We start from the raw sequence: 26,432 nt of genomic DNA on the forward strand, positions 1-26,432 counted from the left end.
GTGTGGGGCCGTTTGTTGTGAATTCATCAGGGAACGATCGAATGCAAGAGATGCATCTGACGTCGGATACGTTGCGGAAAACGAAGGTTTGCCTCGCCGTCGCAGCGGTTGTGGCGATGATGGCTGTGCCGTCGAGGGTTGTTGCCGAGCTGTCCGGGAATCAGGCGGGCTGGCTTGTCGAGCGAAATAAGATCGTTGATTCAATTCTTAAAGATAAAGAGCAGGAATATAAAAATAAATATGAGGCGTATTCCAACGCGAAACAGTTGGGCGCCACATATAAGTTAATTCTCGAGGAAAGTGATGCGGGCCTGCCGCTGGCGCGGCGAGTCGATAACATCAGGAAACTGAGCAACAGCTTCGGCCATCTATTGGCGGAACATGAGACGAAGAGCGCAGGCAACGATCAATACCGCGCGAATGGCGGTATTACGCTCGCGGATCTGCGTCACATGAAATCGACGATGGACGCGGTGCTCGATGCGAGCGAAGACGGTCGTGAACAGGCGTTCGAAGCGATGCAGGCGACTTTCTCGGCGACGGCCATTCCCCGGGCAGTCAAGACCGAGTATTGGCAGGCCGCTGAGGCCCTCAGGAAGGCCGAGAAGTCTGCCGAACGCTGGCTGGCATTGGAGACGGTGCAGGCGTTCAATGAACTCTCGCACACCTACGAACTGGTCGCACCGGCCGACGGCGCTCGGGACGGCGCGTCGACTTGGAACAACACGCACCTCGTCAGCGCGAAAACGGGGGGTGCCCCCGACGTCGGGCACGCTCTGCTGGGGCGGAAAACCACGTTGGAAATCGGCGGCGAAGCGGGTTACACGTCGAAGGTACCGGCGGGTGACGGCAACGGGGCGCTCGATGTCGGCACGATCCGCGCAGGCCAGCATGCCGATCATGACATCGCGCTGGCGGATGGCGCGCTGACGGTTCATCGCGGCATCGAAGGGACCGGAAAACTGACGATCCATGTCGGCACCGCCGGCGTACTCCATTTCAACGCCGGGGGCGTGGGCGTTGCCGACGAGTTCAAGACCTTGCGGCTGCGCGCCGGCGTGAGCGAAACCGACAACGAACCCCCGGGTGAAGACGACGGCTTGCACCTGCCGGGACCGGACAATCCTCTCGTGGGCGGCCGCATCGTTTTCGACGAAGGCACCAGCGCCGCACGCGCCAACCTCAGCGCGGCGCACGACGGGCAACTGCGTTTTCACGCCGGAGCCAACGCTGGCGACAGCCTTATCGACGTGCATTCGCGTGGCGAGGCGCATTTCTCCGGCGCCGACCTCGCGCGCGCGAAAATCGACGTTTTCGAGAACGGCGCCGTGCAGGCGAGTGCAGGCGCCCGCATGGGGCAGTCGAGACTGGTGAACCGGGGGCAGGTGGTGATCCGGGATTCGTTCGCCGATGGCGCCGACATCGAGAATCTGACGCAGGGGGCATTGATGATATCGAAAACGCGGCTCGACAACATGGATCTGACGAATGTCGGGGCCGCCTCCATCAGTGCGTCGCGTGGCGGCAATGCCCGGGTCGACAACGTGAGGGACGCTCGTCTCGTGATCGGCGACAGCGAACTCGAACGACTGCGACTGCGTAACGCCGGTACGGCCAGCATGACGGGAACGACCACGGCGCACGACGCATCGATCGAGCTGGCCGGCGGCTCGCTCGACATCTCTGGGATCGCCCCGGCAACGCAAGCGGGTGGGCACACGGGCGCAGCGCTGGGTATCGGGACATTGACCGGCGAGGGCGACATCGTCACGGGCGAGACCGTGCTGATGCTTGGCGCACTGGGCCGTGACGACGCGTTCGGCGGTCGGATCATGGCCCGGCAGGACGGGCCGGCAGGCGACGAAACGGCACGGTTGTCGATGCCCGGGGGCATTGCCCCGGAGACCGGCACGCACACGCTGCCGATCACGCCACCCGGCGCACATGTCGTCAAGGTGGGTGCCGGCAACCTGACGCTCTCCGGCGATCAGCGCGGCATCGCCAACCTGCGCGTGGACGACGGTCGAGTGACGGCGGCGCATGCGCAGGCCCTCGGCACAGGCAACGTGAGCGTCGGGCCGCACGCCACGCTGGCGCTCGCGCAGGACGTCGCAGGCGTCAGACATATCGATAACGCGGGGAAGATCGATCTCAGCGCCCATCGCTTGTCGGTCGAGCGCTACGCCTCGCGGGGCGACAAGGCGCAGATCACCGCGAAAGCTGTCAGGGACGGGGAGCACATCGCTCGCGGCACGATTCACGTCGAAAAGGACGGCGATTTCCGAAATACCACGATCTCCCTGATTCCCGACGCCGGCGTGGCGTTGAAGGATCTGGTCGACCAAAAGCTTCAGGTCGTCACGCACGACGACGGCGCGACGGTCGAGATGGGGGAGGTCGTCTATGGAAGCATCCGGACCGATGTCGATGAGGAGACGCCCGCCGATCCGGAGATGGACGACGACAATCCGGGGGAGCCGAATCCCGGCGACAACCGGCTGGGCAACGACAAGCCGTACGGTCCGGCCGAGGGCGGTGGGACGGTCACTATTACCCAGGACAGCAAGGTCGGCTTCCTTGCTCGCGACGCAGCGTATGGGAGCAACGAGCGTGCAGTGCTGACCTCGATCGACGGCATCAGCGTCGGCGATATCGCGTCACGCCGCATCGGGGGCGCGGTGCTCGACAACGTCGCGACCCTGATCGCCGGCTCGGCGGAGCAGCGTCAGGCGGCGCGCATGCTCTCGGGCGAATCGCTTGTTAACAACGCCTATGCGGCACAAGGTGCGGCAACGCGCTTCCAGCGTAATCTCCAGGCCCGCACGTTGGCCGGCGGCACGATGCTCGATGACAAGGCGACCGGCGGGGCAGCGTCCGGCGATCACGGTATCGCCGGGTGGGCCTCGTTCGATGGCGGCAAGTCGACGCAGCGCGACGAAGCGGTGTCCTTCGACGTGCAAGGGGTGAACGGCGCCATCGGCGTGGACAAGCGTCTGGGCGACGACACGCGGCTCGGTGCCGCCTTCGGTCTGGGCAATCAGACGTCGAGCGCCGGGCGGACGTCGGGCGAATCGAAAATCGACAGCGTCAGCGTAGGGCTGTACGGTTCGCACCTGAACGACGCGAATCTGTTCGTGAACGGCGGCGTGTCGTACACCCATCACAGCGTCGCGACGGACCGAACGGTAGCCGCAGGCGAGGCGTCGGCGCGTTTGTCGGGCAAGACCCGAGGCAACACGTTCGGCGCGTTCGGCGAAGTCGGCCAGCGTTTCGACGTGGCGGGTTTTCACGTCGATCCGTCGGTAGGCGTGCGTATCGCGTCGTCCCGTCTGGCCGCGTTCGACGAAACGAACCGCGACGGTGGGGCCGGCCACGACGGGCTCAAGGTCGGCGCGCAGTCGCAGACGTCGGCGCGCGGCGTGCTGGGTGTGCGCTTCTCGCGCGACGTGTTCCATTTCGATGGCGGCAAGGCGACTCCGTCGCTGCGCCTCGCCTACGAGCACGAGTTCGGCAATACGCAGAGCCAGCTTGCGAACACGATCTACGGCGCGCCGCGCGCCTTCAACGTGATGGGGCCGAAGCTGGGCCGCGATGTCTTCACGGCAGATCTCGGCGTGGATCTGCGCATCAGGACGCGGCTCGATGTGCACGTGGGCGCGAACGTCGGCGTGCGCAAGGGCGAGAACGCGCTCGCCGGGAGCATTGCGGCGAAGTACCGCTTCTAAGCGCCACCGGGCCGTCTTTTGAGGCAGCAAGGCCCGCGAGCTTCATCTGCGTGCGGGACCCGAACCCGTCGCGTCCGAAAAGGACACGGCGGGTTTTTTATGCAAAAAACGCACGGAGGAAATGTCGCAATTTTTGTCCGGAACACGTGGGAAGAAGGCGTCGCCCGTTGATGAATTTGGGATGGGTGAATATTGATTCGATGTGGCGATGAGCGATTTGTTAAAAGCAAAAACAATTCGTTTGGGATTCGTCGCTTATTTAACAAATTTTCTGTTCGTGGGTTAAGTATCAAACCGATCTGATATCAAGTCGATTCGGATGGATCGACTCCTAGAATTTGCCAGAACGATGGCGGCCATCAAGCCACTGTCTGAAGCGTGATGAGGGAAATCATCATTTGAGGCGAATTGAAAAAGGAGTTGTCCGATGCGAGGAAATCGTCCGAAGTCTAGTGCGCTGTGTCAGACAAGAATGTGTGCGGTCATGGTTGCGGTAGTTGCCGTCATGGGGGCATCTCCGGGGGCATCGGCGGCAGATGTTCAGTCGAGCGGGTTGGAAACCAGGGCGCAGAGATTGAAGGCGCTTGATCCGATTGTCAGATATGCGAATAACGAGGAGCGGCAGAAATCCGAAGAACATGCGAAAAACATGTCGTTGATAGAATCGGAAATTCCGATTCACAATATTTTATCTAACATCAAGGATGAGAAAGCCCTTCGCGAAGCGTTGGGAAAGCAGGTGAGCGAGGTTGAAAAGGCTATCGATGTCGTGAAAAAAAGAATAGATGAGGGAAAGCAGTTGCCAAAAGATACGGAGCTGTTGAAAGATCTCGATAGTCTGAAAGTCAAGGTGGAGAATTTGCAGGGAAGTGCAACGCCATTATCGGGTTCGGATCGGAAAGATCTGGAAGATTATTTGAAAAATGGTGTTGATCAGTTTCAAAAATCCCTCGGGGCCCTGGTCGAAGCGAAAAAGCAGGCCGAACTCGTCAATTACAAGTTGCAACGTTGGCAAGACGCACGTGACGAAAAGGCGGCGAGTGAGCTCAGCACGACAACAGAGCTGAATGCGGCTGCCGATGGTGTCGAGGTGGTGGACGACAATCGGTATGTGACGTGGAATGACAAGAACCAGATCAACTTCATGTCGGATGCCGCGCCGGCCGACGGCCAGTCGCTCGATGCCCAATCGATTCTCGAACTGTCGGATCGTTCGGGGAAATTGTCCGATGCGATATACGGGGCGACCGATCGAAAGCGTGATATCGGCACCCTTCGCGCGACCAAAGACGCGGATCACACCGTGCGTGTCGATGAGGGCACGCTTTCCGTGCATCAGGGGATCGATGGCGACGGTAAGTTGGCGATCAATGTCGGCACCAAGGGGAGGCTCAAGTTCATGGCGGGTCAGGGTGTCTCGGACGACGCACGAAATGTGAGTCTTAATGCCGGACAGTCGGCCGGACAGTCGGCCGGCCAGGCACCGGGGGACCCGGGCGGTACCATCGATTTCTTCAAGGGAACCAGCGCGGGGGCGGCGAAGTTCCAGATTCACGAGAGTGGCGCACTCACCTTCCACCCGGAGTCGACCGGTGGGCACAGCGTGATTCAAGTGGACCAAGGCGGATTCGTGGGATTCGACAGTGCGAATGCAGCCGACGCCACGATCACGAACAGCGGCATTGCGGTTTTCCGAAAAGCCAAAGGCGGGGCCGGGGTGATCGAAAATCAGGCGGGCGGTCAGTTGCTCGTCGTGGACAGCGATCTGGAAACGCGCCAGATCATCAACGCAGGCCTCGCCAATCTTGCGGGAACGACAACCGCAGATGCCGCAGCGATCACTCTGCAGAACGGCACGCTCAGTCTGGCCGACGTCAAACAGTCGCCGGGAGACGACCCGGCGCCCGCAACCTCCGCAACCTCCGTGACAATCGGCGCGTTATCGGGCAGCGGCCATGTGGTCACGAGCGGCAAGACACTCAAACTCGGTGCGCTTGGCAAGCACGATGTCTTCAGCGGAGACATCGTCAAGCTCGACACCGACAAGCAGGGCGCCATCGTCAGCAAAGTCGGCACAGGTAATCTCACCTTCAGCGGGGACCAAAGCGCCATCTCCACGCTGAATGTCGAGAGCGGCACGCTGACCGCGGCGCATCGCAATGCCCTCGGCACCGGCTTGCTGACGCTCTCCGAGCCGGGGGTCATCGCGCTGGCGAACGATGTCTACGGCGTCAAGACATTCGAAAACGCGGGGACGCTCCACCTCCACGGTTACAAACTGGTCATCGACTCCTATGCGTCGATGGGCGACAAAGCGAAAATCGAGTCGGATGCGAAAAAGGACCCGCAAGGAATTCATCGCGGCACCCTCGAAGTCAACAAGGACGGCGACTTCACGAAGACGAAGATCGTGCTGCGTCCCGTCGACACTTCCGTGACGCCCGAGGAGTTGTACGAGAAGAAAGTGCAGGTCGTCGTGCCCGGCCCCAATGCCAAGGTGAAACTCGGTGAGGTCGATTACGGCAGTATTCCGACCAAGCCCGACGATACCGGTGGCGACGACGGTTCGGTCATCATCGATCCCGATAAGGGGATTGCCTTTCTCGATCCCAACGCGCCGTATTCTGGCAACGAGCAGGGCTTGCTGGGGTCCCTGCAAGGCGTGACGCTGGCCGATATCGTTTCGGGCCGTGTCGGGGGCAGCGTTCTCGGCCAGATGGTTTTGCTGCCCGCAGGGTCGGCCGAGCAGCGCCGCGCGGCGCGCATGCTTTCCGGCGAATCGCTCGCGAACAACGCGACAGCCGCCTACAGTGCCGCCGACGCGTTTCGCAGCAGTATGCAGACCCGTATGCTCGCCGGCGGCTCGATGCCCGATTGCAATACGTCCAGGGGGCAGCGTGCCGATGAAAACGGCACAGCCGTCTGGGGGGCGTTCAAAGGCACGGGCGCGACACAGGAGAACAGCGATATGGCCTTTTCCACGAAGGGTATCGACGGCGCATTCGGCGTCGACAGACGCCTGAACCGCAACGCGCTCGTCGGCGCGTCGTTCGGCCTGGGCACGCGTTCCTCGGTCGCCGGCGACCTGCCCGGTTCGTCCGACGTCAGAAGTGCGAGCGTCGGGATTTACGGCTCGTACCTGAGCGATACGCGCTGGTTCGCCAACGGCGGTGTGTTCTTCACGAACCACAATGTGTCGACCGAGCGCACCGTCGCGGCCCGCGACGTGTCGGCACGTGTCTCGGGCAGGACCGGTGGCCGCACGCTGGGCTTTTTCGGTGAAGTCGGCCAGCGCGTACTCGCCGGTGGAATGAACGTCGATCCTTTCCTCGGCATGCGAATCGCAACGACGCGTCTGAACGGTTACGACGAGACGGATCGCGACCCCGCACAAGGCAACAACGGGCTGCACGTCGGCCCGCAGACCAGCAACTCGCGCCGGATCATCGCCGGGGTGCGGCTATGGCGCGAACTGGTCAACACCGCCGGCGGCAGCGTGATTCCGACGTTGCGTCTGGCATACGAGCATGAATTCGGCGACACGCAGAGCCGCCTGACCAACGCGATCTACGGTGCGCCGCGCGCGTTCGTCGTCAATGGCGTGAAACTCGGACGCGACATCTTCACCGCCGACCTCGGCGCGGACATCCGGGTCACCAAGCAATTCAACGTGCACGTCGGCGGCGATCTCAGCCTGCGCGCCGGGGAAAAAGCCGTGGCAGGGGGTGTTAGCGCGAAGTACCGTTTCTGAGCACCGACGAATCGATCGTATGCAAAGCAGAAAACCGCCCGGCGATCACCGGGCGGCTTGCGGTGTGGAGACTGGTGGTGGGGTGGCGGGCTGGCGTACGCCCGACGTGATAGCGCGGGCAGACTCAGAACGAGTGCGAGACCCCGATGTAAGCGCCGGTCTGGCTCTTGCCCGGCGGCGGGTTGTCGAGTGAGTCGCTCGGAATCGCGGCGACCGAAAAGCTCTGGTTTGCGCTGTTCTTCACATACGCGACGGTGCCGTACAGGAACGTGCGCTTCGAGAGGTTGTACGTGGTGCCCAACTCGAACATCGTCGCGTGCCCGAAGCCGCCCGGTACGTTCACGTGATACACGGCGGCGTTCGCTGCCCACACGGCGGTCGCCTGGTACTTCACGCCTGCCCAGTAGTGGTCGGCGCGCGTGGCGAAGTCGGGGGCGGGCGCGTCCGGGGCCGACATGTGCGTGTAGCCCAGCGAGATCGTGAAGCGGTTCAGAAAGACGTTCGCGCCGGCGAAGTATTCGCGTGAGGTAGCGAACACGTCGGTAAAGCGTCCGTTGGTATCGCGAATTTCGTCGTACAGCGCACGCAACTGGAAGCGGTCGTGCGTGTAAGTCAGTTGCGCGCCCATGCCGCGCCCGTTGTTGAACTGGCCGGCGATGTTGGAGAAAGCGTACTGGCCCGCGAAGTCCAAGCCATACCAGTTCGGGCTCTGATAGTTGACGGTATTGCTCGCCTGCGGCCAGTTGCGTCCACGCACGAGCGACGCCGACGAGAAGGCCTGCTGCTGGAAGGGATCGAAGTCCCAGACGCCGTTGCTGATGAACAGGTTGCGTCCGAGCGTGAGTTGCCCCCACGAGCGCGAGTTGAGACCGACCAGCGCGCGCCGGTCGAAGATCGATCCCGAGCCGTTGTTGTTGAACCCGTTCATCAACTGGAATCCGCCTTCCAGATTGAATACGGCATGCAATCCACGGCCGAGATCCTCATAACCGCGCAGGCCGAACAGGCTCGTGCCGTAGTCGCCACCCTGCGCACGCCATCGCGAGGCGGTGCCGCCGTTGCCGTCCTGCAAATTGTTCATGAACTCAAAGCCGCCATCGACGCGGCCATAAAGTTGCACACTCGATTGTGCGTGCGCCAATGCGCCGATGCTGCATAGCAGGCTGGCTGCAATGAGCTTCTTTTTCATGGTCTGCTCCCCAGGTTGCGTTTTGCCCCGCACCTCTTTTGCGTGGTTATGACCGTCGCCGTCGTAAGGCGCCCGAGCGGGGGCGGTATGCGACGTCGTCGGAAAAGCCTGAAATTTCGTTACGAATGACGAGAAATCGGCAAGCGGGGACGCCTGGGCAACGGGTGGCGCATGGGGGAATGCGGCCAGTTGCGAGTGGTGTCGATACGACCTTTACCGTTATTACGCTCTGGTCTTCAGAGATCGTCGTCATGGCAGTCCACTGGCGTAGGGTCGGCGGCGAAGCGTTGTCGCGCTTGGCCATGCGACCGGAATGAGTGGCGGGACCGGGGCGTGTTTTTGTCTCGTAGTGCGACCTAAAGCACGACGTCAAGGCACGACGTCGAACTACGAAGCCACCGCACGACGCGAACGCACCGGTTCACCTGATTGGCTTCTTTATATCCGAATTTTTCGGTACGTAATATAAGGGAAAGGCTTAGGCCGCCGAGTGTTGCGTGCCAGCAACCGAAACGCTCGGACGGATCGCCTCGTACACCAAAAAGTTGGGTGGAATGCTTTCAGTCGGCCGTTTCAGGCGGCGTGTGCCGTTGCTGGGGGGCTCCGGCCCCGGACTTCAGCCCGGCGCGCCGAAGGCTTCCATTTTGCTGGCGAGGTGAGTGAGCAGACGGTTGGCCGCGCCGGACAGGCGGCGTCCGGCACGTGTGATCAGGTGCGCCTCGGCGCCATTGAGAATCGGATGATCGATGGGCACCGCACACAGCACACCGGCTTCGATTTCCTGAGACACGGCGAACGTCGGCAGAAAAGTCGCGCCCAGACCCGCGCGAACGAAGTGCTTGAGTACCGAGATCGAGTTCGTGGTGACGGTCGGGATAAGACGATGCTTCTCGGACTGTTCGGCCAGCGCCATCAACTGTCGTGTGCCGTATGAGCCGTGCATGAGCGCGAGCGGCACGCCGTAGAGGGTGTCGAGGGGCAGGGCGCCGGGTCGGTCTGCGTGCTGCGCGTTGCGCGCTGCGGCGATCAGCGGGGAGTCCGGTGCGACGATCGCATGCACCGGCTGCGCCATCTGCGCGCGCGAGACGATCTTGGGCTCGGCGGGCGGATTGTAGACCAGACCGATGTCGGCATCGTCTTCCGCCACCAGCCGCATGACTTCATTGGTGCCGGCGAGGTCGAGGGTGAGCGTGATGTCGGGATAGCGCTTGCAGAAGTACTGCAACGGCGCACCCATCAGATCGCTCACGAAACCTTCGCCGACCGCCAGCCGGATGTGCCCGCGCCGAAGCCCGCGGACTTCCTGAAGCTTGGCCAGCAAGTCTTCCTGGTGCGCGCGCTGCTCGCGGTAATACTCCATGAGCAACCGGCCGGCCTGCGTCAGGTGTACGCCGCGTTTGTGGCGCTCGATCAGGGGCATGGCCAGTTCCGCCTCCAGCAAGGCGATCTGGCGGCTCACTGCGGAGGGGGCGATGTCGAGTCTGTCGGCGGCGGCGCGCACCGTGCCGCACTGGACGGCCTCATACAGATACGACAAACGGTTTTCGTTAATCGTTGGTGTCATGCCCTAAAGACTAATAATTAGAACAAAAATCTTCAAGCGTTGTCATTGAGTGGCAATTTTTTTCAATCCAAACTGCCAGGCATGCGGATCGGCCCCAACGCCGGGCAACGAACCCAGGCGAGGCCCGGTGTCGGCGGCTCGATTCCGCGCCACTTGTGACCCGACCCAATGTGACGACGGCGCACTGCGATTCGACGCGAAGATTCGACGTGAATTCAGCTGGAATCGCATGGCTCCCGGGCCCTTCGGAGACACCCGATGATTCCTCCGCGCAACACGCGATTCGGCATCGATCATCCGCTGGTCACCGTGCATGACCATCCACGGCGGCTGGCGCATTACGAGCGCATGGGTTTTGCGCCGTCGCCGGTGTCGTACCACCCGTGGGGGGGCACGGTCACTTCGCTCATGATGTTCGACGACAACTTCATCGAACTGATCGGCGTGGACAACGCGAACAAGTTCGGCACGAACGCCGTCGGCAATTTCTGCTTCGGACGCTATCTCGGCGGCTTCCTCGCCCGGGAAGAGGGCGTGTCGCTCGTCGCGCTCCATAGCAAAGACGCCCGCGCCGATCATGCGCGCCTCGTGCAGGCCGGCCTCGAATCGCAAGGCATTCTCGATTTCCGTCGTGCGATGCGCAAACCCGACGGCACGCCCGACGAGGCTGTCGTCTCGCTGGGGCTGTTCATCGACGACTCGCTCGGCGACGCTTCCCATTTCATTTGCCACCAGCACCGTCCGGAACTGATCTGGGCGCCCGAATGGCAGACGCACGCGAACGGCGTGACGGGCATCGTCGGTATCACGTATGTGACGCCCGACACCGCGTCGCTAAGCTCGCTCGCCACGCGCTGGCAGCGGATGTACGGCGCGCGTCACGTCGATCTCTACGAAGGCGGCGCGGTGGCCGACACCGGCTGCGGCCATCTGCGCGCCATGTCGCCGCAGCGGGCCGAAGCGCGCTACGCGGCCGTCGGGTTGCCGATGGCGCAGGGCGTGCGCCCCCATGCGGTGGCGATCACGCTGCTCACACCGGACCTGGCGCATGTCGAAGCGCTGTGGCGCGAGAACGGCGTGCCCTATGGGTACAACGAACACGGACTGGTCGTGGAGCCCGAGTTCGCCGGCAATGTCGTGCTGGAGTTCGTGAACCACTAGCGCGGCGATCCCCGTCAATCCTTAGCGTCGGCCGGATATCCCGGCCGGCGGAGCAACGCGGCGCGGCCCGTGGGGGCGGCGTCATTCTCGCAGTCAATCTGGAGTCAACATGAAAATCATCGGAGTGGTCGGACTGGGCAATATGGGACGCGGCATGGCGCTGTCGTTGCAGCGCGGCGGTTTCACGGTGCTCGGTTTCGATCCGTCGCCGGCTGCCGGTGCCGCGCTGGCGCAAGCCGGCATCGGCCTGCGCGCTTCGGTCGCGGAACTGGCGCGCGAAGCCGATGCGCTAGTGCTGTCGCTGCCCACGTCGCAGGTCGTCGAAGCGGTGGTGAATGGCGCCGACGGTATTGCCGCGAACGGGCGCGAAGGCCTGATCGTGGTCGACACGTCGACGGCCGATCCGGAAAGCACACGCAAGCTGGCCGTCACGCTGCGTGAGAAGGGCATCGCCTTGGTCGACGCCCCGGTCTCCGGCGGCCCGAAAGGCGCACTGAACGGCGCACTCACGATGGTGCTCGGCGGCTCGGCGGACGATATCGCCCGTATCGAGCCGGTGCTCGCCGCCATGTCGGCCAAGCGCGTGCATATCGGCGACGTGGGGGCAGGTCATGTGACCAAGCTCATCAACAACCTGATGTGCGCGGCGCATCTCGTGGTGGCCGGTGAGGCCATGCGTCTGGCGAAGGCGGCGGGCGTGGCCCCGGCGCAGGTGCTTGAAGGCCTCAATGCCGGCTCGGGACGCAGCGGTGTCACGCAAACCAACTATCCGACGTGGATCCTGAACGACGCCTTCGATTCGGGCTTCACGATGAAGCTCATGCGCAAGGACGTGCGTCTGGCCATGGCGCTCGCCGAGCAGACCGGCACGCTCGCCACGGGACCGTTGTCGGCCGAAGTCGGGCGTTTGTGGGCCGCCAGCGCCGCAACGGTGGGCGACGACGAGGATTTCAACCGCATCGTGCAATTCATCGAGCCGGGGCGCGCGTAACTGCCATAGCTGAGGTCACGGTCAGAACCGGCGTAACGACCCGGCGCCGGGGCGATCATGCCTGCGGCCCTCTGCAATTCTTTTTGTTTGACGACACGATGCGTGCCGCAGCGCGCATCGCACGGAGCTTTCACATGCCAGACCAACAAGCCGCCGCATTGCTCGGCGCATTCGCCAAGTTCTTCCCCAACGCCACCACAATCGGTTCGTTCGTCAATGGCGAACTGATCGAAGGCCGTGGCGAGGCCAGCATCGACATCGTGAACCCGGCCACCGGCCAGACGGTGCTGACGTACCGCGACGTGGGCGCCGACGTCGTGGCGCAAGCCGCCGAAGCCGCTCAGGCCGCGCAGAAAACGTGGTGGGCCCTCACGCACGCGGCGCGCGGACGCGTGATGCAGGCCGTCGGCGCGAAGATTCGCGAAAACGCCGAAGCGCTGGCGCAACTCGAATCCGTCGGCGCGGGCAAGCCGATCCGCGACTGCCGCGGGGAAGTCGGCAAAGTGGCCGAGATGCTCGAGTATTACGCCGGCTGGACGGACAAGTTCTTCGGCGACGTCATCCCGGTGCCGAGCACGCATCTGAACTACACGCGCCGCGAGGCGATGGGCGTGGTGCTGCAAATTACGCCGTGGAACGCGCCGGTCTTCACCTGCGGCTGGCAACTCGCGCCTGCCATCGCGATGGGCAACGGCGTGCTGCTCAAGCCGTCGGAACTCACACCGGCGAGTTCGCTCGTCGTCGCCGCCCTGGCCGAGCAGGCCGGTGTGCCGCGCGGTCTGATCAACGTGCTCGCCGGTTTCGGTCATACGACGGGGCAGGCTGCCATTTCGCATCCGGTCGTCAAGAAGGTCGTGTTCGTGGGCTCGCCGGCGACGGGCAGCAAGATCGCGACGGCCGCCGCGCAGCGGTTGCTGCCGAGCGTGCTGGAGCTGGGCGGCAAGTCGGCCAACATCGTGTTTGACGATGCGGATCTCAAGCGCGCCTGCCTCGGCGCGCAGGCGGCCATTTTCTCGAGCGCAGGTCAGAGTTGCGTTGCGGGCTCGCGTCTGCTGGTGCAGCGCGGCGTATACGACCAGATGATCGAAATGCTGGCGCGCGGCGCGGAAAAGATTCGCGTGGGCGAACCGCTCGACGACACCACCGAGGTTGGCCCGATCTGTCATCGCACGCAGTACCAGCACGTGATGAACATGATCGATGCGGGTGTCGAGGGCGGCGCGCGGCTGGCGGCCGGCTCGCAGCAGCGCAGCGACGGCGGTTTCTTCGTGCGCCCGACCGTGCTGGCCGACGCCAACAACTCGATGGGCGTTGCGCGTACGGAAATCTTCGGCCCGGTGGTCGTGGCGATTCCGTTCGATACGGAAGAAGAGGCGTTGGCGATCGCCAACGACAGCGAGTTCGGTCTGGCCGGTGCGGTATGGACGCAGGATGTCGCGCGCGCACACCGCGTGGCCTCGCAGGTCAACGCCGGCACGTTCTGGATCAACGGCTACAAGACGATCAACGTCGCCTCGCCGTTCGGTGGCTACAACCACAGCGGTTACGGGCGCTCCAGCGGTGTGGAAGCGCTCTACGAGTACACGCAGACGAAGAGTGTCTGGGTCGAGACGGCGGCCAATCCGGCCACACCGTTCGGCTACGTCTGATCGGTCGGACCCGGTGGGCCGGTGGGTTGGCATGCCGGATGCCGGCGCGCCGGGGGATCCTGCTGTCATCTTGCGTTCAGTTGCCGGCAATCTGGTGCGAATGCATCGTAAAAGTGAGGAAAGTGCGCCGGGTGCGGGTCGAGAGGCCTGATTCGGTGCGCAACCGTTTCAGCCTGCGGGACAGGTGGCCGAAACGGGGTTTTTGACCGCGTATAATGCCGCCCTCGGGCGGTTCGGCGCGGGGCGCTGTTGCTGTCACCAAGGCGTGCCAACATGGCGGGCGTTCAGGCGCCGCCATGCCGAAAAGTCCGCTGGTTTCGCGGCCGGACGGATGGCGCGCCGAACTTCCCTAATCACCGAGATGTTCGCTAACCCCCTCGCATCGTCGCCATGCGCGGCGCGCGAAAGGCATCGGACCGGTTCAATAGCAAGTGCAGTGGAGACCCAGATGGCAGTCATGGAACAAAACGCGGCAAAGCCGCAGGGAGGCGCCTTCAGCGATGGCGTGCGCCTGTATGTGTGGGCAATCGTGATCCTCGTGATCGCGGAGCTGATCGGTGCGATCAGCATCAAGGCCGGTCACGGCAAGATCGTGTTGTTGCCGATGGTCTGGGCGTTGCTGCTCGGCGCGGCGTTGGGCCTGTCGCAAGCGCGTTTGCCGCGCTTCGTGCAGATCGACCTGCCGCTGCAGCATAAGGCGGCGGCCATTCTGCAACCGGCGTTGCTGCTGTTCGTGGCCAAGCTCGGCCTGCTCGTGGGCGGCTCGCTGCCCAAGCTCGTCGCCGCTGGCTGGGCGCTGGTGTTCCAGGAGTTCGGGCACTTCGTGGGCACGATCATTCTGGGCCTGCCGGTCGCGCTGCTGCTCGGCATCAAGCGGGAAGCCATCGGTGCGACCTTCTCGGTCGGCCGCGAGCCGAGCCTCGCCATCATCGGCGAAAAGTACGGCTTCGATTCCCCGGAAGGCCGTGGCGTGCTGGCCGAGTACCTGACGGGCACGATCTTCGGCGCCGTGTTCATCTCGCTGTTCGCGGGCTTCGTTGCCAGCCTGAACCTGTTCCATCCGCACTCGCTCGCCATGGGCGCCGGTGTGGGTTCGGGTTCGATGATGGCCGCCGCCGCCGGCGCCATCGCCGCGCAGCAGACGCCGGAAGTCGCCAAGGAAGTGGCGACCTTCGCCGCCGCGTCGAACCTGATCACCACGACCATCGGCACGTACTTCACGCTGTTCATCTCGCTGCCGCTCGCCGTGTGGGGCTATCGCGTGATGGAGCCGGTGCTCGGTCGCATGAGCAAGCGTGGCCGCGCGAACGCCGAAGCCGCGGCGGTGGCCGACGCCGAAGCCGCCAAGGAACTCAAGCAGGCCAGCAAGGCGCACACCGTCGACATGAACTTCGGCGCGCGTCTGTTCGCCTGGGTCTTCTCGGGGGCGCTGGCGCTGGTCGGTAACAGCATGGCCTTCAAGACGCCGTTCCTCGATGGCGTGCCGGGCATGCTGATCATCATCGGCGCCGTGATCGTCGGCGAAGCGCTGTACTTCGTCACGCGTCGCAAGGTGCCGGCTGTGTGCTGGGTGTCGCTGATCGCGATGTTCCTGACCTCGCCCGCTTTCCCGTTTGCACCGGTCGTCGAGCAGTTCACGGGCAAGATCAACTTCCTGGCGCTGGTCACGCCGATGCTGACCTATGCCGGTCTGTCGGTCGCCAAGGATGTGCCTGCCTTCCGTCGTCTGGGCTGGCGCATCGTGGTCGTGTCGTTCCTCGCGAACGCCGGCACGTTCCTCGGCGCCGCGATCATCGCCGAATTCTTCCACGTGTAATGCGTACGCTCGGGGTGCGACGGTGACAGGTCGCGCACCGAGGGAATCGGTGACGGCACCGTAGGTGAATCACTACCGTCAGACAGACGGTGCGTCGGAAACGAAAGGGCTGGATCCCGTAAAGCGGGATCCAGCCCTTTTCGTTGTCGGGCGGTCCGGGAGCAGGGAGCGGGGAGCATTTTCGCGAGATCCCGTGCCGCCCGGACGTGCTCGCTTACGGCTTTGTGGTCGCCGCATCGGCTTGCGCGCGCTGGTGGTAGTAGCGGCGGAAGAAGCTGCGAATTTCAGCCTGCGAGAGCTTGCCGTCTCGATTCGCATCGATGTCGTCGAAATGCTGATAGAGGAACGGTTCGGACGCCGCAGCTTCCTCACGGCTCAGATAGCCGTCGCCGTCTTTGTCGGCCGCCTTGAAGTAGCGCTCGAACGTCGCGCGACGCGCCTGCAGTTGGCTGCGCTGATAGGCCGACCATTCGTTGCGATCGATCTTGCCGTCGTGGTTGGTGTCGATGGCGTCGAACGAGCGTTGCAGGTACAGGCCCAGCGCGGCGTTCTGGTCGGCGGCGTCGCCGTAGTCCGGGGCGCTCGCGGGCGGCGGTGGCGTCGGCGTGGACGGAACGACGCCGGTGATGGGCGCCCCGGACTGCGCGAAGCTCGGCATGGCCGCGAGCGACAGCGCCGCGGCGCCGACGCACAGCGTTACGGCGGCGAGGGCCCGGCGGCCGAGGCGCCGCGTGTCGAGGGTGCGAAGCGCCCGTTGGCGGAGGGGGGGGTGGGGAGTCATGTGTCGCTTCTCCTTGTTTCTTGAGCGTTCAGGAAGGCCGCGCGGCCGAAGCGTCGCGGGCGACGTCTTGCCGGTGGCTTGCCGCTTGCGGGGCGATCAAGTGCCGTGGGGGCGATGAGCAGCTATCCAAGGCAACGAGAGGCCGTGGCGATGGACGTCGATGAGAGCGACGAAGACGTCCACCGGGGAGGCGAATACTGGCGGATATCGGCGGATATCGGCGAATATCGGTGGATATCGGCGCATATCCGCCATAACTGCAATATCAGCGGCGGCGACGATCGTCGGTGATCACGTTGCCGATCACGCCGCCGACGACGGCGCCGCCGACGGTCGTGCCGAGGTCGCCGCCGGAAATCAGCGCTCCGCCCAGCGCGCCGACCCCTGCGCCGACCGCCGTATTACGCGATTCGCGCGGCGTCATGCCGCCGCATCCGGCGAGTGTGCCGATAAGCGCTGCGCCCACGAGCACCGGGGCGACCGAGCGGGAGAGGCGAGTGATGGGCGTGGCCCATCGTTGTGGGGTTTTCATGACGTATGGCTCCTTCAAAGGGGCAAATCGCCCAGAGTATCGGCAGGCCGTCAGGCGAGCCACCGAACATCGCCCATCGCGATGTCCGTCGTGGCTCCTGTGTGACGAAAGCGGTCTGCTTTCATCGGTTGTTTGATTGGCTATTCGATGGCGTGTCCGGTGTTGGCGATTAATGCGCGGTTGCCGACCCGTTTTCCGGTACACCTGCCCCGGTGGCAGGGTTCGATTCCCGATATGCCGGCGGCGGAGGATACGGAGGGTACGGACGACCCTGCGCATCGGTCGGATACGGCCGGCCCGCGGCGTCGGTCGGCGGATACGGGCGGCCGTAAGCATCCGTATTGGGTAATGGACCCGGCGGCGCGGGCGGTGCGGCGTAAGGACTACATGCCGAGCCCGGCGCATAAGGCGGCGGGCCGCAATTCGGTTGGTACGCAGGATTCGTACTCTCCGGTCCACGGTACGGTAGGCGCGGTTGAGGCGGCGCTTCATAGGCACAGCCTGCCAGCGTCAGCAGCAGCGTCGCCATGCCGATGGCCGAGGACACCTTCGCCACGCGTGTCTTTGAGACGTGCACCGGTGTCGTGTGCCCCGGGCATTTCAGGTTCGTTCGCATCATGACCTCCTTGCGAGAGCGGTGTTTCATCCCACTCGTCGTCATCATGGATTGACCTAAGTTGGACGCAAATTGCGGTATTTGGATCGACCGATCTTGTAAATCTTTGTAATCGCCACCGGAAACCCTGCGCCACAGGCTTATGCGCGAGGAACGTACTTCGCATTGACATCAAGATTTGCAATGGACTCCGAAGGAATGTAGGGGATATCCGACATCTTTTTCCTACACGTGAAAGGGAATCGATCACGACGATACTGCGCGTTGGCATGCATGGTGCGTTCTCATTGGCGTGACAGCGGTGTTCGAATATCGGTGTTCGAACATCGGCCAATCGCATCGGCGCCGTATTCGTTCAGATATTTGTTTAAATATTCGCAACCATATACGACGCCGGCTGCGGTGCCATCGCAGCGCCATGCAGAAGAAACATGACATCGTAATTGTTCAATTTTGAAATATCCGAAAAATGCTACGTCTGCGAAAGATATCGGGGAGCGAGTGCGCGGAAACTGCGGCAAGACGGCGCATTACGCGATGCCTGTCATCGCAATTCGCGTTGCGTGCGTTGAAATATCGGGAAAGTCCGGGGGAGTGTTTGCGCTTAGTTTTCGCCGCAAGCTGCGTTTGCGCTGGCATACTGTGCGCGCTGACACAAGGTACCGGCGTTAGCGGGAGTTGAGAATTTACGATCGAGGTGCCCGGCCTATCCGTGCAGGCTCACATATGCCACAAGTCAAGAAAGAAGACATTCGTCTCGCCATTCTCGAAGCATCGCATGCCCTGTTTCTCGAAAAAGGGTATGTCGACACCACAATGGTGCAGATCGCCAGGCGCGCCGGTATTTCGCACGCGAACATCTACAGCTATTTCACTGCGAAGTTGCAGGTTTTCTTCTGCGTCTACGAGAAATGGTTCAAGGCCCGCATTTCCTCGCTCGAAGCCGAGGTGATGTCGGCGCATGGTGCGCATGCGCGTATGCGAACGTTGCTCGGCGGCCTGCTGGTCGAGACGCCGAGACTCGATAACGGCTTTTCGCACAATCTGGTGCAGGCGCTGGCGACCGTGAGTCCGGGCGATCCGTACGATCCGTCGTTGCTTCAGTGGTTTCGGGAACGCTTGTCGGCCATGCTCGCGGCCAGCGCGCCCAGTCTTGCCCGCGATAGCGTGCGCCGCGCGCGGCTCATCGACATGCTCGTGCTGACGTTCGACGGCTGCCTCGTCAACTATCACGTGAATCCGGCGTCGCTGCCGGATGTGGCCATGCTCGAAGAGTACGTGGCGGCGTTCCTCTGCGCGGAGCCTGCGGAATCGGTGCACGTGTTGCCGGACGCCGAACCGGCGAGCGCGTCCAGCTCGACCGCAGCGGCCTGACAGCACGCCGATGCGCTCACTGCCCTGGACCGCCCTCAATCTCGGACGAAAGCTCAAGTTTCACCAGCTTCAGGTCTTCGACCGCGTGTTGGAGACCGGCTCGCTCGTGCGGGCGGCCAACGAAACCGGCCTCACGCAGCCAGCGGTGAGCAAGATCGTGCATGAACTCGAAGCCTGCTTCGAGGGACCGCTTTTCGTTCGCAGCAACCGCGGCATGCAGCCGACAGAGCTGGGCGAGTTGCTTGGCCATCGCGTGAAATCGCTGATGGCCGAATTGCGGTATCTGACGGACGAAGTGAATGCGTTCAGCGCGGGCACCAGCGGGCACGTGATCGTCGGCACGCTGATCTCGGCCGCAGCCGATCTGCTGCCGCGCACGATCGCCATGCTCAAGGCGCGCACGCCCGGGGTTCTCGTTACCGTGCGCGAGGCCACGACAGCCCAGCTGTTTCCGGCGCTCGCAAGCGGGGATCTGGATATCGTCGTGGGCCGTTTGCCCGAGCGTTCGTTGCCGGTGGCCAACGCCTTCGCGCTCACTCACGAAATTCTCTTCAACGAATCGCTCAGCGTGATCGGCGGTGAGCGTCATTGGTCGCATCTGCCGGCGCGCGTGCCGCTCGCACAACTGCGCGAACAGGCGTGGATTCTGCCGGTGCCCGAATCGCCCTCGCGGCTGGCGGCGGAGCGCCTGTTCCACGATGCCGGCCTCGCATTGCCCGACGATGTCGTCGAGTCGCTGTCCGTGCTGACGAATATCGGTCTGATGCTCGAGACGCCCCGCGTGGCGCTGATGCCACGTGCCGCCGCGACGCCGTTCGTGGAATCCGGGCTGCTGCGTGTGCTGGCCGATACGATGCCGGGCAGTTTCGGTGACGTCGGTTATTCGTTGCGCTCGGACAAGTCGCCTAGTCCGGCTTGCGCCCGGTTCGTGGCGTGCCTGCGCGAGGCGTGCGGCCTGAAGCCTTAGGGCGCCTCGTAGCCGATCCCAAAAAGGGGCGTGCCGACGAATCGGGACGCCCCCTTTTTCAGCGTGGCCGGCGCATGGACTGGACCACGATCTTCCTCACCCCAAAACGCATCACAGACGTGCCAGCGAAGACACCAGGCCCGGGTTCTGTTGTACGAGCCGGATGAGGCAGGCGGCCTGCGCGTTGGGACGGGCGCGTCCTTGCTCCCAGTTCTCCAGCGTACGCGGATTGGTGCGCAGGTAGTGCGCGAAGACATTGCGTGACATGCCCAGATGCTTTCGCAAAGCGAGCAACTCGTCGGGAAACACTTCCAGCTTGGGAAGGGGCGTGCGGGGCAACTCCTTGATGTTGAGCGGCAGATCCGCAGGAAGACCGTTCTTGACGTGTGCCGGCTCGGCCGGCGGTGGTGCACCGGTGTCCTGTGAAAGCAGCCAGCGGAAGGGATTCGAAGGCGTGTTCGAGTAAGCCATAGTCCTGACCGGTGTCGTTGGTTGTTTATCGGGAGTGCTTGCAAAGTCAATCAAGCGGAGCCGATTGCACCACATAGTTTTGCTGGGTGCTTTCACAAAACACTCCCGATTTTCGCGTCTGACACCTATCGAGTACTACGCACCTCATGTAGTCGAGGTGCCGTAGAGTGTACGCAGAAATGTGGCATCCCCCGACCCACGCCCGGGTCAGACGCCCAGATACGCCTGCAATTCGGGCAACGACCGGCGCAGCTTCGACGAGTCGCCTTGCCACGCCACACGGCCTTTGTCGACGATGTAGTGCTGGTCGCCAAGCTCCAGCATCGGGGCCAGATTCTTGTCGATGCAGAGGATCGACAGGCCGCTGCCTTTGAGTTGCTTCAGGCATTGCCAGATTTCACCGCGAATGAGCGGTGCGAGCCCTTCCGTCGCTTCGTCCAGAATGAGTAATTTCGGATTCGTCATCAGCGCACGACCGATGGCGAGCATTTGTTGCTCGCCGCCCGACAGGTTGCTGCCGAGGTTTTTCTCTCGCTCGCGCAGACGCGGGAACAGGCTGTAGATGCGCGCCAGCGTCCACGGCGAACTCGCGCCGTGACGATTCCCGGCCGTGGCGACGAGATTCTCGCGCACGGTCAGCGTGGGGAAAATCTGACGGCCCTCGGGCACGAGCCCCATGCCGGCCCGCGCGATGCGATGCGACGGGCTCCCATGCACCGCTTGTCCGTCGAACACGATCTCGCCGCGTGCGGGACGCATGAGCCCCGTCATCGATTTGACGGTGGTCGATTTGCCCATGCCGTTACGCCCGAGCAGCGTGACGAACGCACCGCGCTCGATTTCCAGATGCATGCCGAACAGCGCCTGACTCGCCCCGTAGTAGGACTCGACGCCGGACAAAGACAACAAGGTGCTCATGCCGTCGCTCCCAGCATTTCGTTGCGGGTTTCGTCCCCGAGATAGGCTTCGCGCACGGCCGCGTCGTTGCGGATGGTCTGCGCGTCGCCGCAGGCGATGGCGCGTCCGTAGACGAGCACGGTGATGCGGTCGGCCAGCGCGAATACGGCGTCCATGTCGTGCTCCACGAGCACGATGGCGTAATCGCCTTTGAGGTCGGCCAGCAAGTGCGTCATCTGTTCGGACTCGGCCTGCGACATGCCGGCCATCGGTTCGTCGAGCAGCAACAGCTTCGGACGCCCCGCGAGGGCCATCGCCAGTTCCAGTTGCCGATGCTCACCGTGCGCCAGCGCGCTCGCGGGCACATGCATGCGCGCGGCGAGCCCGGTGCGCGCCAGAATGTCGCGCGCCGGTTCGACAAGCGCCGCTTCGCGAATCGCCGGGCGCCAGAAACCGAAACTGTGCCCCTGCATTGCCTGCACGGCCACGAGCACGTTCTCCAGCGCGGTGAATTCACGGAACACCGACGTGATCTGATAGGAGCGCGCCAGTCCCGAGCGTGCCCGTTGCTCGATGGGCATGGACGTGATGTCGCGTCCGTCGAAACGGATGCTGCCTTCGTCCGAACGAAGCTCGCCCGCCAGTTGGCCGATGAGCGTACTCTTGCCCGCGCCGTTCGGACCGATGATGGCGTGCAGCTCGCCCGGTGCGACGTCGAGGCAGAAGTGATCGGTGGCGGTCAGGCCGCCGTAACGTTTGACCAGTTGGTCGACACGGAGCAGGCTCATGCTTTGCCCTCCACGGTGCGGGTGCGGCGCGAGAGCCGCACTTGCAGGTCGCCGAGCAGGCCGTAGAGGCCGCGGCGCGAGACGAGCACGGCCACGACGATGAGCGGCCCGAAGACGATCATCCAGTGTTCCGTCATGCCCTTGAGCCACTCCTCGATGAGCAGCATGGCGGTGCTGCCCAGCACCGGCCCGAAGAACGATCCGAGCCCGCCGAGCACCACCATCACGATCAGTTCGCCCGACGCCGTCCACGCCATATAGGCAGGGGAGACGAAGTGCGTCAGGTTGGCGTACAGCATGCCGGCCACGCCGCACACCATCGCGCTGATGACGTAGGCCACGAGCTTGTAACGCAGCGTCGGGTAGCCCAGCGCGCGCATGCGCCGGTCGTTCTGGCGCGCTCCGCGAATCACCATGCCGAAGCGGGCCTCGACCAGACGTCGGCCTGCCCACACGCACAGGCACAGCACGGCGAACGCGACGTAGTACAGCACGGCGGGGTCGTCCAGCGACACACTGCCGAAGCGGCTGCCGGCGGACACCGGCAGGCCGTCGTCGCCGCCGTATTGCTTCAAGCTCACGGCGAGGAAGTAGAACATCTGGGCGAACGCCAGCGTAATCATGATGAAGGCGATGCCGGTCGTGCGAAGCGATAGCAGGCCGGTCACGCCGCCGACGACGGCGCACAGCAGCAGCGTCGCGCCCAGATGGACGAACCCGTTGTCGATACCGTGAAAGCTCATGATGCCCACGACGTACGCGCCGAGGCCGAGATACAGCGCATGACCGAAGCTGACCATGCCGCCGTAGCCGAGAATCAGGTCGAGCGAGACGGCCGCGATCGCGAACACGATGATGCGCCCGAAGAGGGTGAGGAAGAACGGTTGCTGGGCAAACGTCGCGTAAATGGGCACCAGCGCCAGCAGGACCAGCAGCAGTATCGGCACGGCGGTGCGAAGATTGAGTTTCATTTCCATCGTTTCCATCATCAGCCGTGTTTGACCGGGAAGAGTCCTTGCGGACGCACCGCGAGCACTGCCGCCATGACCAGGTAGATCAGCATCGACGCGAGCGCGGGACCGGCGGTGTCGGCAGTGCTGCGCTCCATCAGGCTGCGCAGCAGCGTCGGCAACGCGGTGCGGCCCACGGTATCGACCACGCCGACGATGAGCGCGGCGAGAAACGCCCCGCGCACCGACCCGATGCCACCGATCACGATCACGACCATCGTCAGAATCAGGATCGGCTCACCCATGCCCGGCTGCACCGACAGAATGGGGCCGGCCATGAGTCCGGCGATACCCGCGAGAATCGCGCCCAGCCCGAACAGCAGCGAGTTGAGCAGCACGATGTTCACGCCGAGCGCGCCGACCATCTGACGATGCGTGGAGCCCGCGCGGATCAGCATGCCGATGCGCGTGCGGTGAATCAGCAGATAGCAGCCGAGCGCGACGACGAGGCCCACCACGATGATGAGGAAGCGATACGCCGGGTAGTCGAGTCCGAAGAGATTGACGGTGCCGGAGAGCCACTCGGGCACTTCCATGTAGTACGGCGATGGCCCCCAGATGATGCGCGCCAGTTCGTTGAAGAACAGAATCAGCCCGAAGGTGGCGAGCACCTGATCGAGGTGATCGCGGTCGTAGAGTGTTTTGAGTGCGACGAACTCGACGATCAGGCCGAGCACCAGCATGGTCGGCACCACGGCGAGCGCGGCGAGCGCGAACGACCCGGTGTGGTTGTACACGGTCGCGGCGATGAACGCGCCCATCATGTAGAGCGAGCCGTGCGCGAGGTTGACGAAGTTCATGATGCCGAACACGAGCGTGAGGCCCGCAGCCATCAGGAACAGCAGCACCCCGAGTTGCAGCCCGTTCAGGCACTGCATGATGAAGAGTGTGAGGCTCATGGCGTCTCCCGTAGCAGGTCCATCTGACGGAAGATGGCTTGCGTGAGCGGGCTGGCCGCATCGTTCAGGGTGAGCACGATGTCGAAGTGATTGGTCCCCGGCATCGGAACGTATTCGCCGGCGAAGCCTTTGTCGCGCCACGCGGCGAGGTAGTCGTCGGATTGACGCTTGAATTCGGCCGTCTCCGTCTCTCCGTAAGACACGACGATCGGGCAGCCATGCTCGGGCAACCGGAAGTGCGGGCTGTTGCGGTGCGCGTCGTCCGCCGAGAGCTTCATCCATTCGTTGATGTGCGTGAACGGAATCGGTGTGAGGTCGAACAGGCCGGACAGCGGCGCGGCGCCGGCGATCACGTCTTCCGGCACGCCATAGTCGGCGTGCCAGCCCCTGGCGAGCAGCATGCCGACGAGATGACCGCCGGCGGAGCTGCCGCAGACGTGGATGCGACGCGGGTCGCCATAACATTTGCCGCGATGCTCGCCGATGTTGCGGTGCACCCATGCCAGCGCGCGACGCGTCTGATCGACGATGGTGTCGAGCGAGGCACCGGGGGCGAGCGAATAGTTGATGGTGACGACCGTGGCGCCGGCTTGCGTGAAGGCGGGCGCCATATTGCTCGAATCGCTCTTGTTCAGCGCGCGCCAGTAGCCGCCGTGAACGAAGAAGAACACCGGTGCGCCGGGCGTGGCCGCCGGGAAGATGTCGAGTGTTTCGTCGGGGTGTTCCCCGTAGGCGACATCGAGCACACAGGGCACGGTGGCGCGCGCATGCGCGCTTTGCTCGGCGTATTGCGTCAGGATGTCGAGAACGTTGGAGATGGTGGCGCGAGCGTTGTACTGAACGTCCAGCTCGGCGTCGTCGAAATTGCGGTAGCGCTTCATAAACCCTCGATAGTGCTCAAATGCAGCGGGGGCCGGTCGCCCCCGCCTCGGCAAGCCCGGTGGCTTATGACCGGATCTTGCACATCGACGCCAGATTCGCGCGCGTCTTGATATCGATCTTTCCCTTGTTCGCAAAGGCAGCGCCGCTGCTGTCCTTGACGACATCCACCCGGTAGAACGGGGCGATGGGGAACTGGTTGCTGGCGAACTTGAACGAGCCGCGCACGGACTGGAAGTCGGCGGCCTTGAGGGCGGCACGCAGTGCTTCGCGATCGGCCACGCTGCCCTTGGTCTTCGTGAGGGCGGAGTCGATCAGGTTGGCGGCGTCGTACGACTGCGCGGCGTACATCGACGGCACGCGGTTGTACTTCTTCTGGAAGGCGGCGACGAATTGCTTGTTCTGCGCGTTGTCGAGGTCCGGCGAGTACGGTGCGCTGGTGATGCTGCCGACAGCTTGTTCCTTCAGGGCCGGCAGGGTCGAGCCGTCGATGGTCGACACGGAGATCAGCGGAATCTTGCCCAGCAGACCGGCCTGGCGGTACTGCTTGACGAAGTTCACCCCCATGCCGCCCGGATAGAAGACGTAGACGGCGTCGGGCTTGGCGGCCTGCAACTGGGCGATTTCGGCCGAGTAGTCCGGCTGATTCACCTGCGTGTAGACCTCGTCGACGATCTGGCCCTTGTAGTCGCGCTTGAAGCCGTTCACAGCGTCGCGCCCGGCCTGATAGTTCGGCGCCATCACGTACATCTTCTTGTAGCCCAGGTCGGTCGAGAGCTGACCGCCGGCTTCGTGCAGTTCGTCGTTGTCCCACGACGTCGAGAAGAAGTTCGGCGAGCACTGTTCGCCGGCAATCGGCGTCGGGCCGGCGTTGGAGCCGACCATGACCACGCCCGCATTCGTCACGTTCTTGTGGATGGCCATCATCACGTTCGAGAACGTCACGCCGGTGATGAGCTGCACTTTGTCGCGCTCTACCAGCTTCTGCGCCGCCTGCACGCCGACATCCGGCTTGAGCTGGTCGTCTTCCTTGATCACCTGAACCGGCACGCCGCCGAGCTTGCCGCCCTTTTGCTCGATGGCGAGCATGAAGGCGTCGTACTGATCCTGGCCGAGCGCGCCACCCGGACCGGACAGCGTGCCGATGAAGCCGATCTTCACCTGAGCGTGCGCGCCGCCCGAGGCGAACATGGCCGCAGCAGCGGCGATGGCGCCCAGCACGGCGATGGCTTTGCGTTGCGTGGTCTTCGTTCCCGTCATCATGGTCTCCAAACTATGAATTCAAGCACTGTCATCTGCGGACTCGCGCCGGGATACCTGACCGCTTCTTCACGTCGGTCATCGTTGGCCAGGCGCGTCAGACGATTTCAAA

19 protein-coding genes are annotated in these 26,432 nt (G+C 63.5%); 8 read left to right on the forward strand and 11 right to left on the reverse strand.

The window, feature by feature from the left end:
* Nucleotides 1–266: 266 nt before the first annotated feature.
* Both PAN31108_RS06545 and PAN31108_RS06550 read left to right on the forward strand, forming a co-directional pair.
* Nucleotides 267–3,725, forward strand: coding sequence for an autotransporter family protein (locus tag PAN31108_RS06545; protein ID WP_174994873.1), 3,459 nt, complete (start codon nucleotides 267–269; stop codon nucleotides 3,723–3,725).
* 916 nt (nucleotides 3,726–4,641) lie between these two features.
* Nucleotides 4,642–7,476 carry an autotransporter family protein gene (locus tag PAN31108_RS06550; RefSeq protein WP_174994874.1) on the forward strand — a complete coding sequence of 945 codons (2,835 nt, stop codon included), beginning with the start codon at nucleotides 4,642–4,644 and terminating at the stop codon, nucleotides 7,474–7,476.
* A 124-nt stretch (nucleotides 7,477–7,600) separates the two neighbouring features.
* Here the strand turns inward: PAN31108_RS06550 and PAN31108_RS06555 are convergent, their stop codons facing one another.
* Together PAN31108_RS06555 and PAN31108_RS06560 are read right to left on the reverse strand one after the other, a co-directional pair.
* Entirely contained in the window at nucleotides 7,601–8,665 is a 1,065-nt protein-coding gene (locus tag PAN31108_RS06555) for a porin (RefSeq protein WP_150668073.1), read from the reverse strand.
* A gap of 616 nt (nucleotides 8,666–9,281) precedes the next feature.
* Nucleotides 9,282–10,229, reverse strand: a complete 948-nt coding sequence (locus PAN31108_RS06560; protein ID WP_150668074.1) for a LysR family transcriptional regulator — start codon at nucleotides 10,227–10,229, stop codon at nucleotides 9,282–9,284.
* A 258-nt stretch (nucleotides 10,230–10,487) separates the two neighbouring features.
* On the opposite strand from PAN31108_RS06560, the gene PAN31108_RS06565 reads away from it, so the two are divergent.
* The 4 genes from PAN31108_RS06565 (at nucleotide 10,488) to PAN31108_RS06580 (ending at nucleotide 15,846) form a co-directional block, all read left to right on the forward strand.
* Entirely contained in the window at nucleotides 10,488–11,390 is a 903-nt protein-coding gene (locus tag PAN31108_RS06565; protein ID WP_150668075.1) for a VOC family protein, read from the forward strand.
* A gap of 37 nt (nucleotides 11,391–11,427) precedes the next feature.
* Complete coding sequence (locus tag PAN31108_RS06570) at nucleotides 11,428–12,381, forward strand: NAD(P)-dependent oxidoreductase (RefSeq protein WP_281350043.1); 954 nt, start codon at nucleotides 11,428–11,430, stop codon at nucleotides 12,379–12,381.
* A gap of 134 nt (nucleotides 12,382–12,515) precedes the next feature.
* On the forward strand, nucleotides 12,516–14,030 hold the full coding sequence (locus PAN31108_RS06575) for an aldehyde dehydrogenase family protein (RefSeq protein ID WP_150668077.1): 1,515 nt from the start codon (nucleotides 12,516–12,518) through the stop codon (nucleotides 14,028–14,030).
* 448 nt (nucleotides 14,031–14,478) lie between these two features.
* Nucleotides 14,479–15,846, forward strand: a complete 1,368-nt coding sequence (locus PAN31108_RS06580) for a DUF3100 domain-containing protein (protein ID WP_150668078.1) — start codon at nucleotides 14,479–14,481, stop codon at nucleotides 15,844–15,846.
* Between the two features lie 214 nt (nucleotides 15,847–16,060).
* Here PAN31108_RS06580 and PAN31108_RS06585 read toward each other — a convergent pair whose 3' ends face one another.
* Both PAN31108_RS06585 and PAN31108_RS06590 read right to left on the reverse strand, forming a co-directional pair.
* Complete coding sequence (locus PAN31108_RS06585; protein WP_150668228.1) at nucleotides 16,061–16,627, reverse strand: EF-hand domain-containing protein; 567 nt, start codon at nucleotides 16,625–16,627, stop codon at nucleotides 16,061–16,063.
* A gap of 265 nt (nucleotides 16,628–16,892) precedes the next feature.
* Nucleotides 16,893–17,159, reverse strand: coding sequence for a YMGG-like glycine zipper-containing protein (locus PAN31108_RS06590; protein WP_246183814.1), 267 nt, complete (start codon nucleotides 17,157–17,159; stop codon nucleotides 16,893–16,895).
* Between the two features lie 1,342 nt (nucleotides 17,160–18,501).
* On the opposite strand from PAN31108_RS06590, the gene PAN31108_RS06595 reads away from it, so the two are divergent.
* Both PAN31108_RS06595 and PAN31108_RS06600 read left to right on the forward strand, forming a co-directional pair.
* Nucleotides 18,502–19,149, forward strand: coding sequence for a TetR/AcrR family transcriptional regulator (locus tag PAN31108_RS06595; RefSeq protein ID WP_150668079.1), 648 nt, complete (start codon nucleotides 18,502–18,504; stop codon nucleotides 19,147–19,149).
* Between the two features lie 10 nt (nucleotides 19,150–19,159).
* Complete coding sequence (locus PAN31108_RS06600) at nucleotides 19,160–20,116, forward strand: LysR substrate-binding domain-containing protein (RefSeq protein WP_150668080.1); 957 nt, start codon at nucleotides 19,160–19,162, stop codon at nucleotides 20,114–20,116.
* A 111-nt stretch (nucleotides 20,117–20,227) separates the two neighbouring features.
* Here PAN31108_RS06600 and PAN31108_RS06605 read toward each other — a convergent pair whose 3' ends face one another.
* From PAN31108_RS06605 to PAN31108_RS06635, 7 genes are all read right to left on the reverse strand, one after another.
* Nucleotides 20,228–20,587 carry a helix-turn-helix domain-containing protein gene (locus PAN31108_RS06605; protein ID WP_017234237.1) on the reverse strand — a complete coding sequence of 120 codons (360 nt, stop codon included), beginning with the start codon at nucleotides 20,585–20,587 and terminating at the stop codon, nucleotides 20,228–20,230.
* A 207-nt stretch (nucleotides 20,588–20,794) separates the two neighbouring features.
* Entirely contained in the window at nucleotides 20,795–21,505 is a 711-nt protein-coding gene (locus tag PAN31108_RS06610) for an ABC transporter ATP-binding protein (protein ID WP_150668081.1), read from the reverse strand.
* The gene (locus PAN31108_RS06615; RefSeq protein ID WP_150668082.1) at nucleotides 21,502–22,272 is read right to left on the reverse strand and encodes an ABC transporter ATP-binding protein; all 771 of its coding nucleotides are present in this window, start codon (nucleotides 22,270–22,272) and stop codon (nucleotides 21,502–21,504) included. The genes PAN31108_RS06610 and PAN31108_RS06615 overlap by 4 nt, the downstream gene beginning before the upstream one ends.
* The gene (locus PAN31108_RS06620; protein ID WP_150668083.1) at nucleotides 22,269–23,243 is read right to left on the reverse strand and encodes a branched-chain amino acid ABC transporter permease; all 975 of its coding nucleotides are present in this window, start codon (nucleotides 23,241–23,243) and stop codon (nucleotides 22,269–22,271) included. The genes PAN31108_RS06615 and PAN31108_RS06620 overlap by 4 nt, the downstream gene beginning before the upstream one ends.
* 17 nt (nucleotides 23,244–23,260) lie before the next feature.
* Nucleotides 23,261–24,181, reverse strand: a complete 921-nt coding sequence (locus PAN31108_RS06625; RefSeq protein ID WP_150668084.1) for a branched-chain amino acid ABC transporter permease — start codon at nucleotides 24,179–24,181, stop codon at nucleotides 23,261–23,263.
* Nucleotides 24,178–25,062, reverse strand: coding sequence for an alpha/beta hydrolase (locus tag PAN31108_RS06630; RefSeq protein WP_150668085.1), 885 nt, complete (start codon nucleotides 25,060–25,062; stop codon nucleotides 24,178–24,180). The genes PAN31108_RS06625 and PAN31108_RS06630 overlap by 4 nt, the downstream gene beginning before the upstream one ends.
* Nucleotides 25,063–25,126: 64 nt before the next feature.
* Nucleotides 25,127–26,320: an ABC transporter substrate-binding protein gene (locus tag PAN31108_RS06635; protein ID WP_150668229.1), complete on the reverse strand. Its 1,194-nt coding sequence runs from the start codon at nucleotides 26,318–26,320 to the stop codon at nucleotides 25,127–25,129.
* Nucleotides 26,321–26,432 lie beyond the last annotated feature (112 nt).

The sequence above is a fragment of the Pandoraea anhela genome (assembly GCF_902459655.1).
GTDB lineage: Bacteria > Pseudomonadota > Gammaproteobacteria > Burkholderiales > Burkholderiaceae > Pandoraea > Pandoraea anhela.

Excerpts from the sequence above, each read along its gene's own strand:
- PAN31108_RS06565 (WP_150668075.1), top strand. The coding sequence starts at position 10,488 with ATGATTCCTCCGCGCAACACGCGATTCGGCATCGATCATCCGCTGGTC.
- PAN31108_RS06615 (WP_150668082.1), bottom strand. The coding sequence starts at position 22,272 with ATGAGCCTGCTCCGTGTCGACCAACTGGTCAAACGTTACGGCGGCCTG.
- PAN31108_RS06560 (WP_150668074.1), bottom strand. The coding sequence starts at position 10,229 with ATGACACCAACGATTAACGAAAACCGTTTGTCGTATCTGTATGAGGCC.
- PAN31108_RS06605 (WP_017234237.1), bottom strand. The coding sequence starts at position 20,587 with ATGGCTTACTCGAACACGCCTTCGAATCCCTTCCGCTGGCTGCTTTCA.
- PAN31108_RS06625 (WP_150668084.1), bottom strand. The coding sequence starts at position 24,181 with ATGAGCCTCACACTCTTCATCATGCAGTGCCTGAACGGGCTGCAACTC.
- PAN31108_RS06600 (WP_150668080.1), top strand. The coding sequence starts at position 19,160 with ATGCGCTCACTGCCCTGGACCGCCCTCAATCTCGGACGAAAGCTCAAG.
- PAN31108_RS06555 (WP_150668073.1), bottom strand. The coding sequence starts at position 8,665 with ATGAAAAAGAAGCTCATTGCAGCCAGCCTGCTATGCAGCATCGGCGCA.
- PAN31108_RS06620 (WP_150668083.1), bottom strand. The coding sequence starts at position 23,243 with ATGAAACTCAATCTTCGCACCGCCGTGCCGATACTGCTGCTGGTCCTG.
- PAN31108_RS06630 (WP_150668085.1), bottom strand. The coding sequence starts at position 25,062 with ATGAAGCGCTACCGCAATTTCGACGACGCCGAGCTGGACGTTCAGTAC.
- PAN31108_RS06580 (WP_150668078.1), top strand. The coding sequence starts at position 14,479 with ATGGCAGTCATGGAACAAAACGCGGCAAAGCCGCAGGGAGGCGCCTTC.
- PAN31108_RS06610 (WP_150668081.1), bottom strand. The coding sequence starts at position 21,505 with ATGAGCACCTTGTTGTCTTTGTCCGGCGTCGAGTCCTACTACGGGGCG.
- PAN31108_RS06635 (WP_150668229.1), bottom strand. The coding sequence starts at position 26,320 with ATGACGGGAACGAAGACCACGCAACGCAAAGCCATCGCCGTGCTGGGC.
- PAN31108_RS06575 (WP_150668077.1), top strand. The coding sequence starts at position 12,516 with ATGCCAGACCAACAAGCCGCCGCATTGCTCGGCGCATTCGCCAAGTTC.
- PAN31108_RS06585 (WP_150668228.1), bottom strand. The coding sequence starts at position 16,627 with ATGACTCCCCACCCCCCCCTCCGCCAACGGGCGCTTCGCACCCTCGAC.
- PAN31108_RS06595 (WP_150668079.1), top strand. The coding sequence starts at position 18,502 with ATGCCACAAGTCAAGAAAGAAGACATTCGTCTCGCCATTCTCGAAGCA.
- PAN31108_RS06590 (WP_246183814.1), bottom strand. The coding sequence starts at position 17,159 with ATGAAAACCCCACAACGATGGGCCACGCCCATCACTCGCCTCTCCCGC.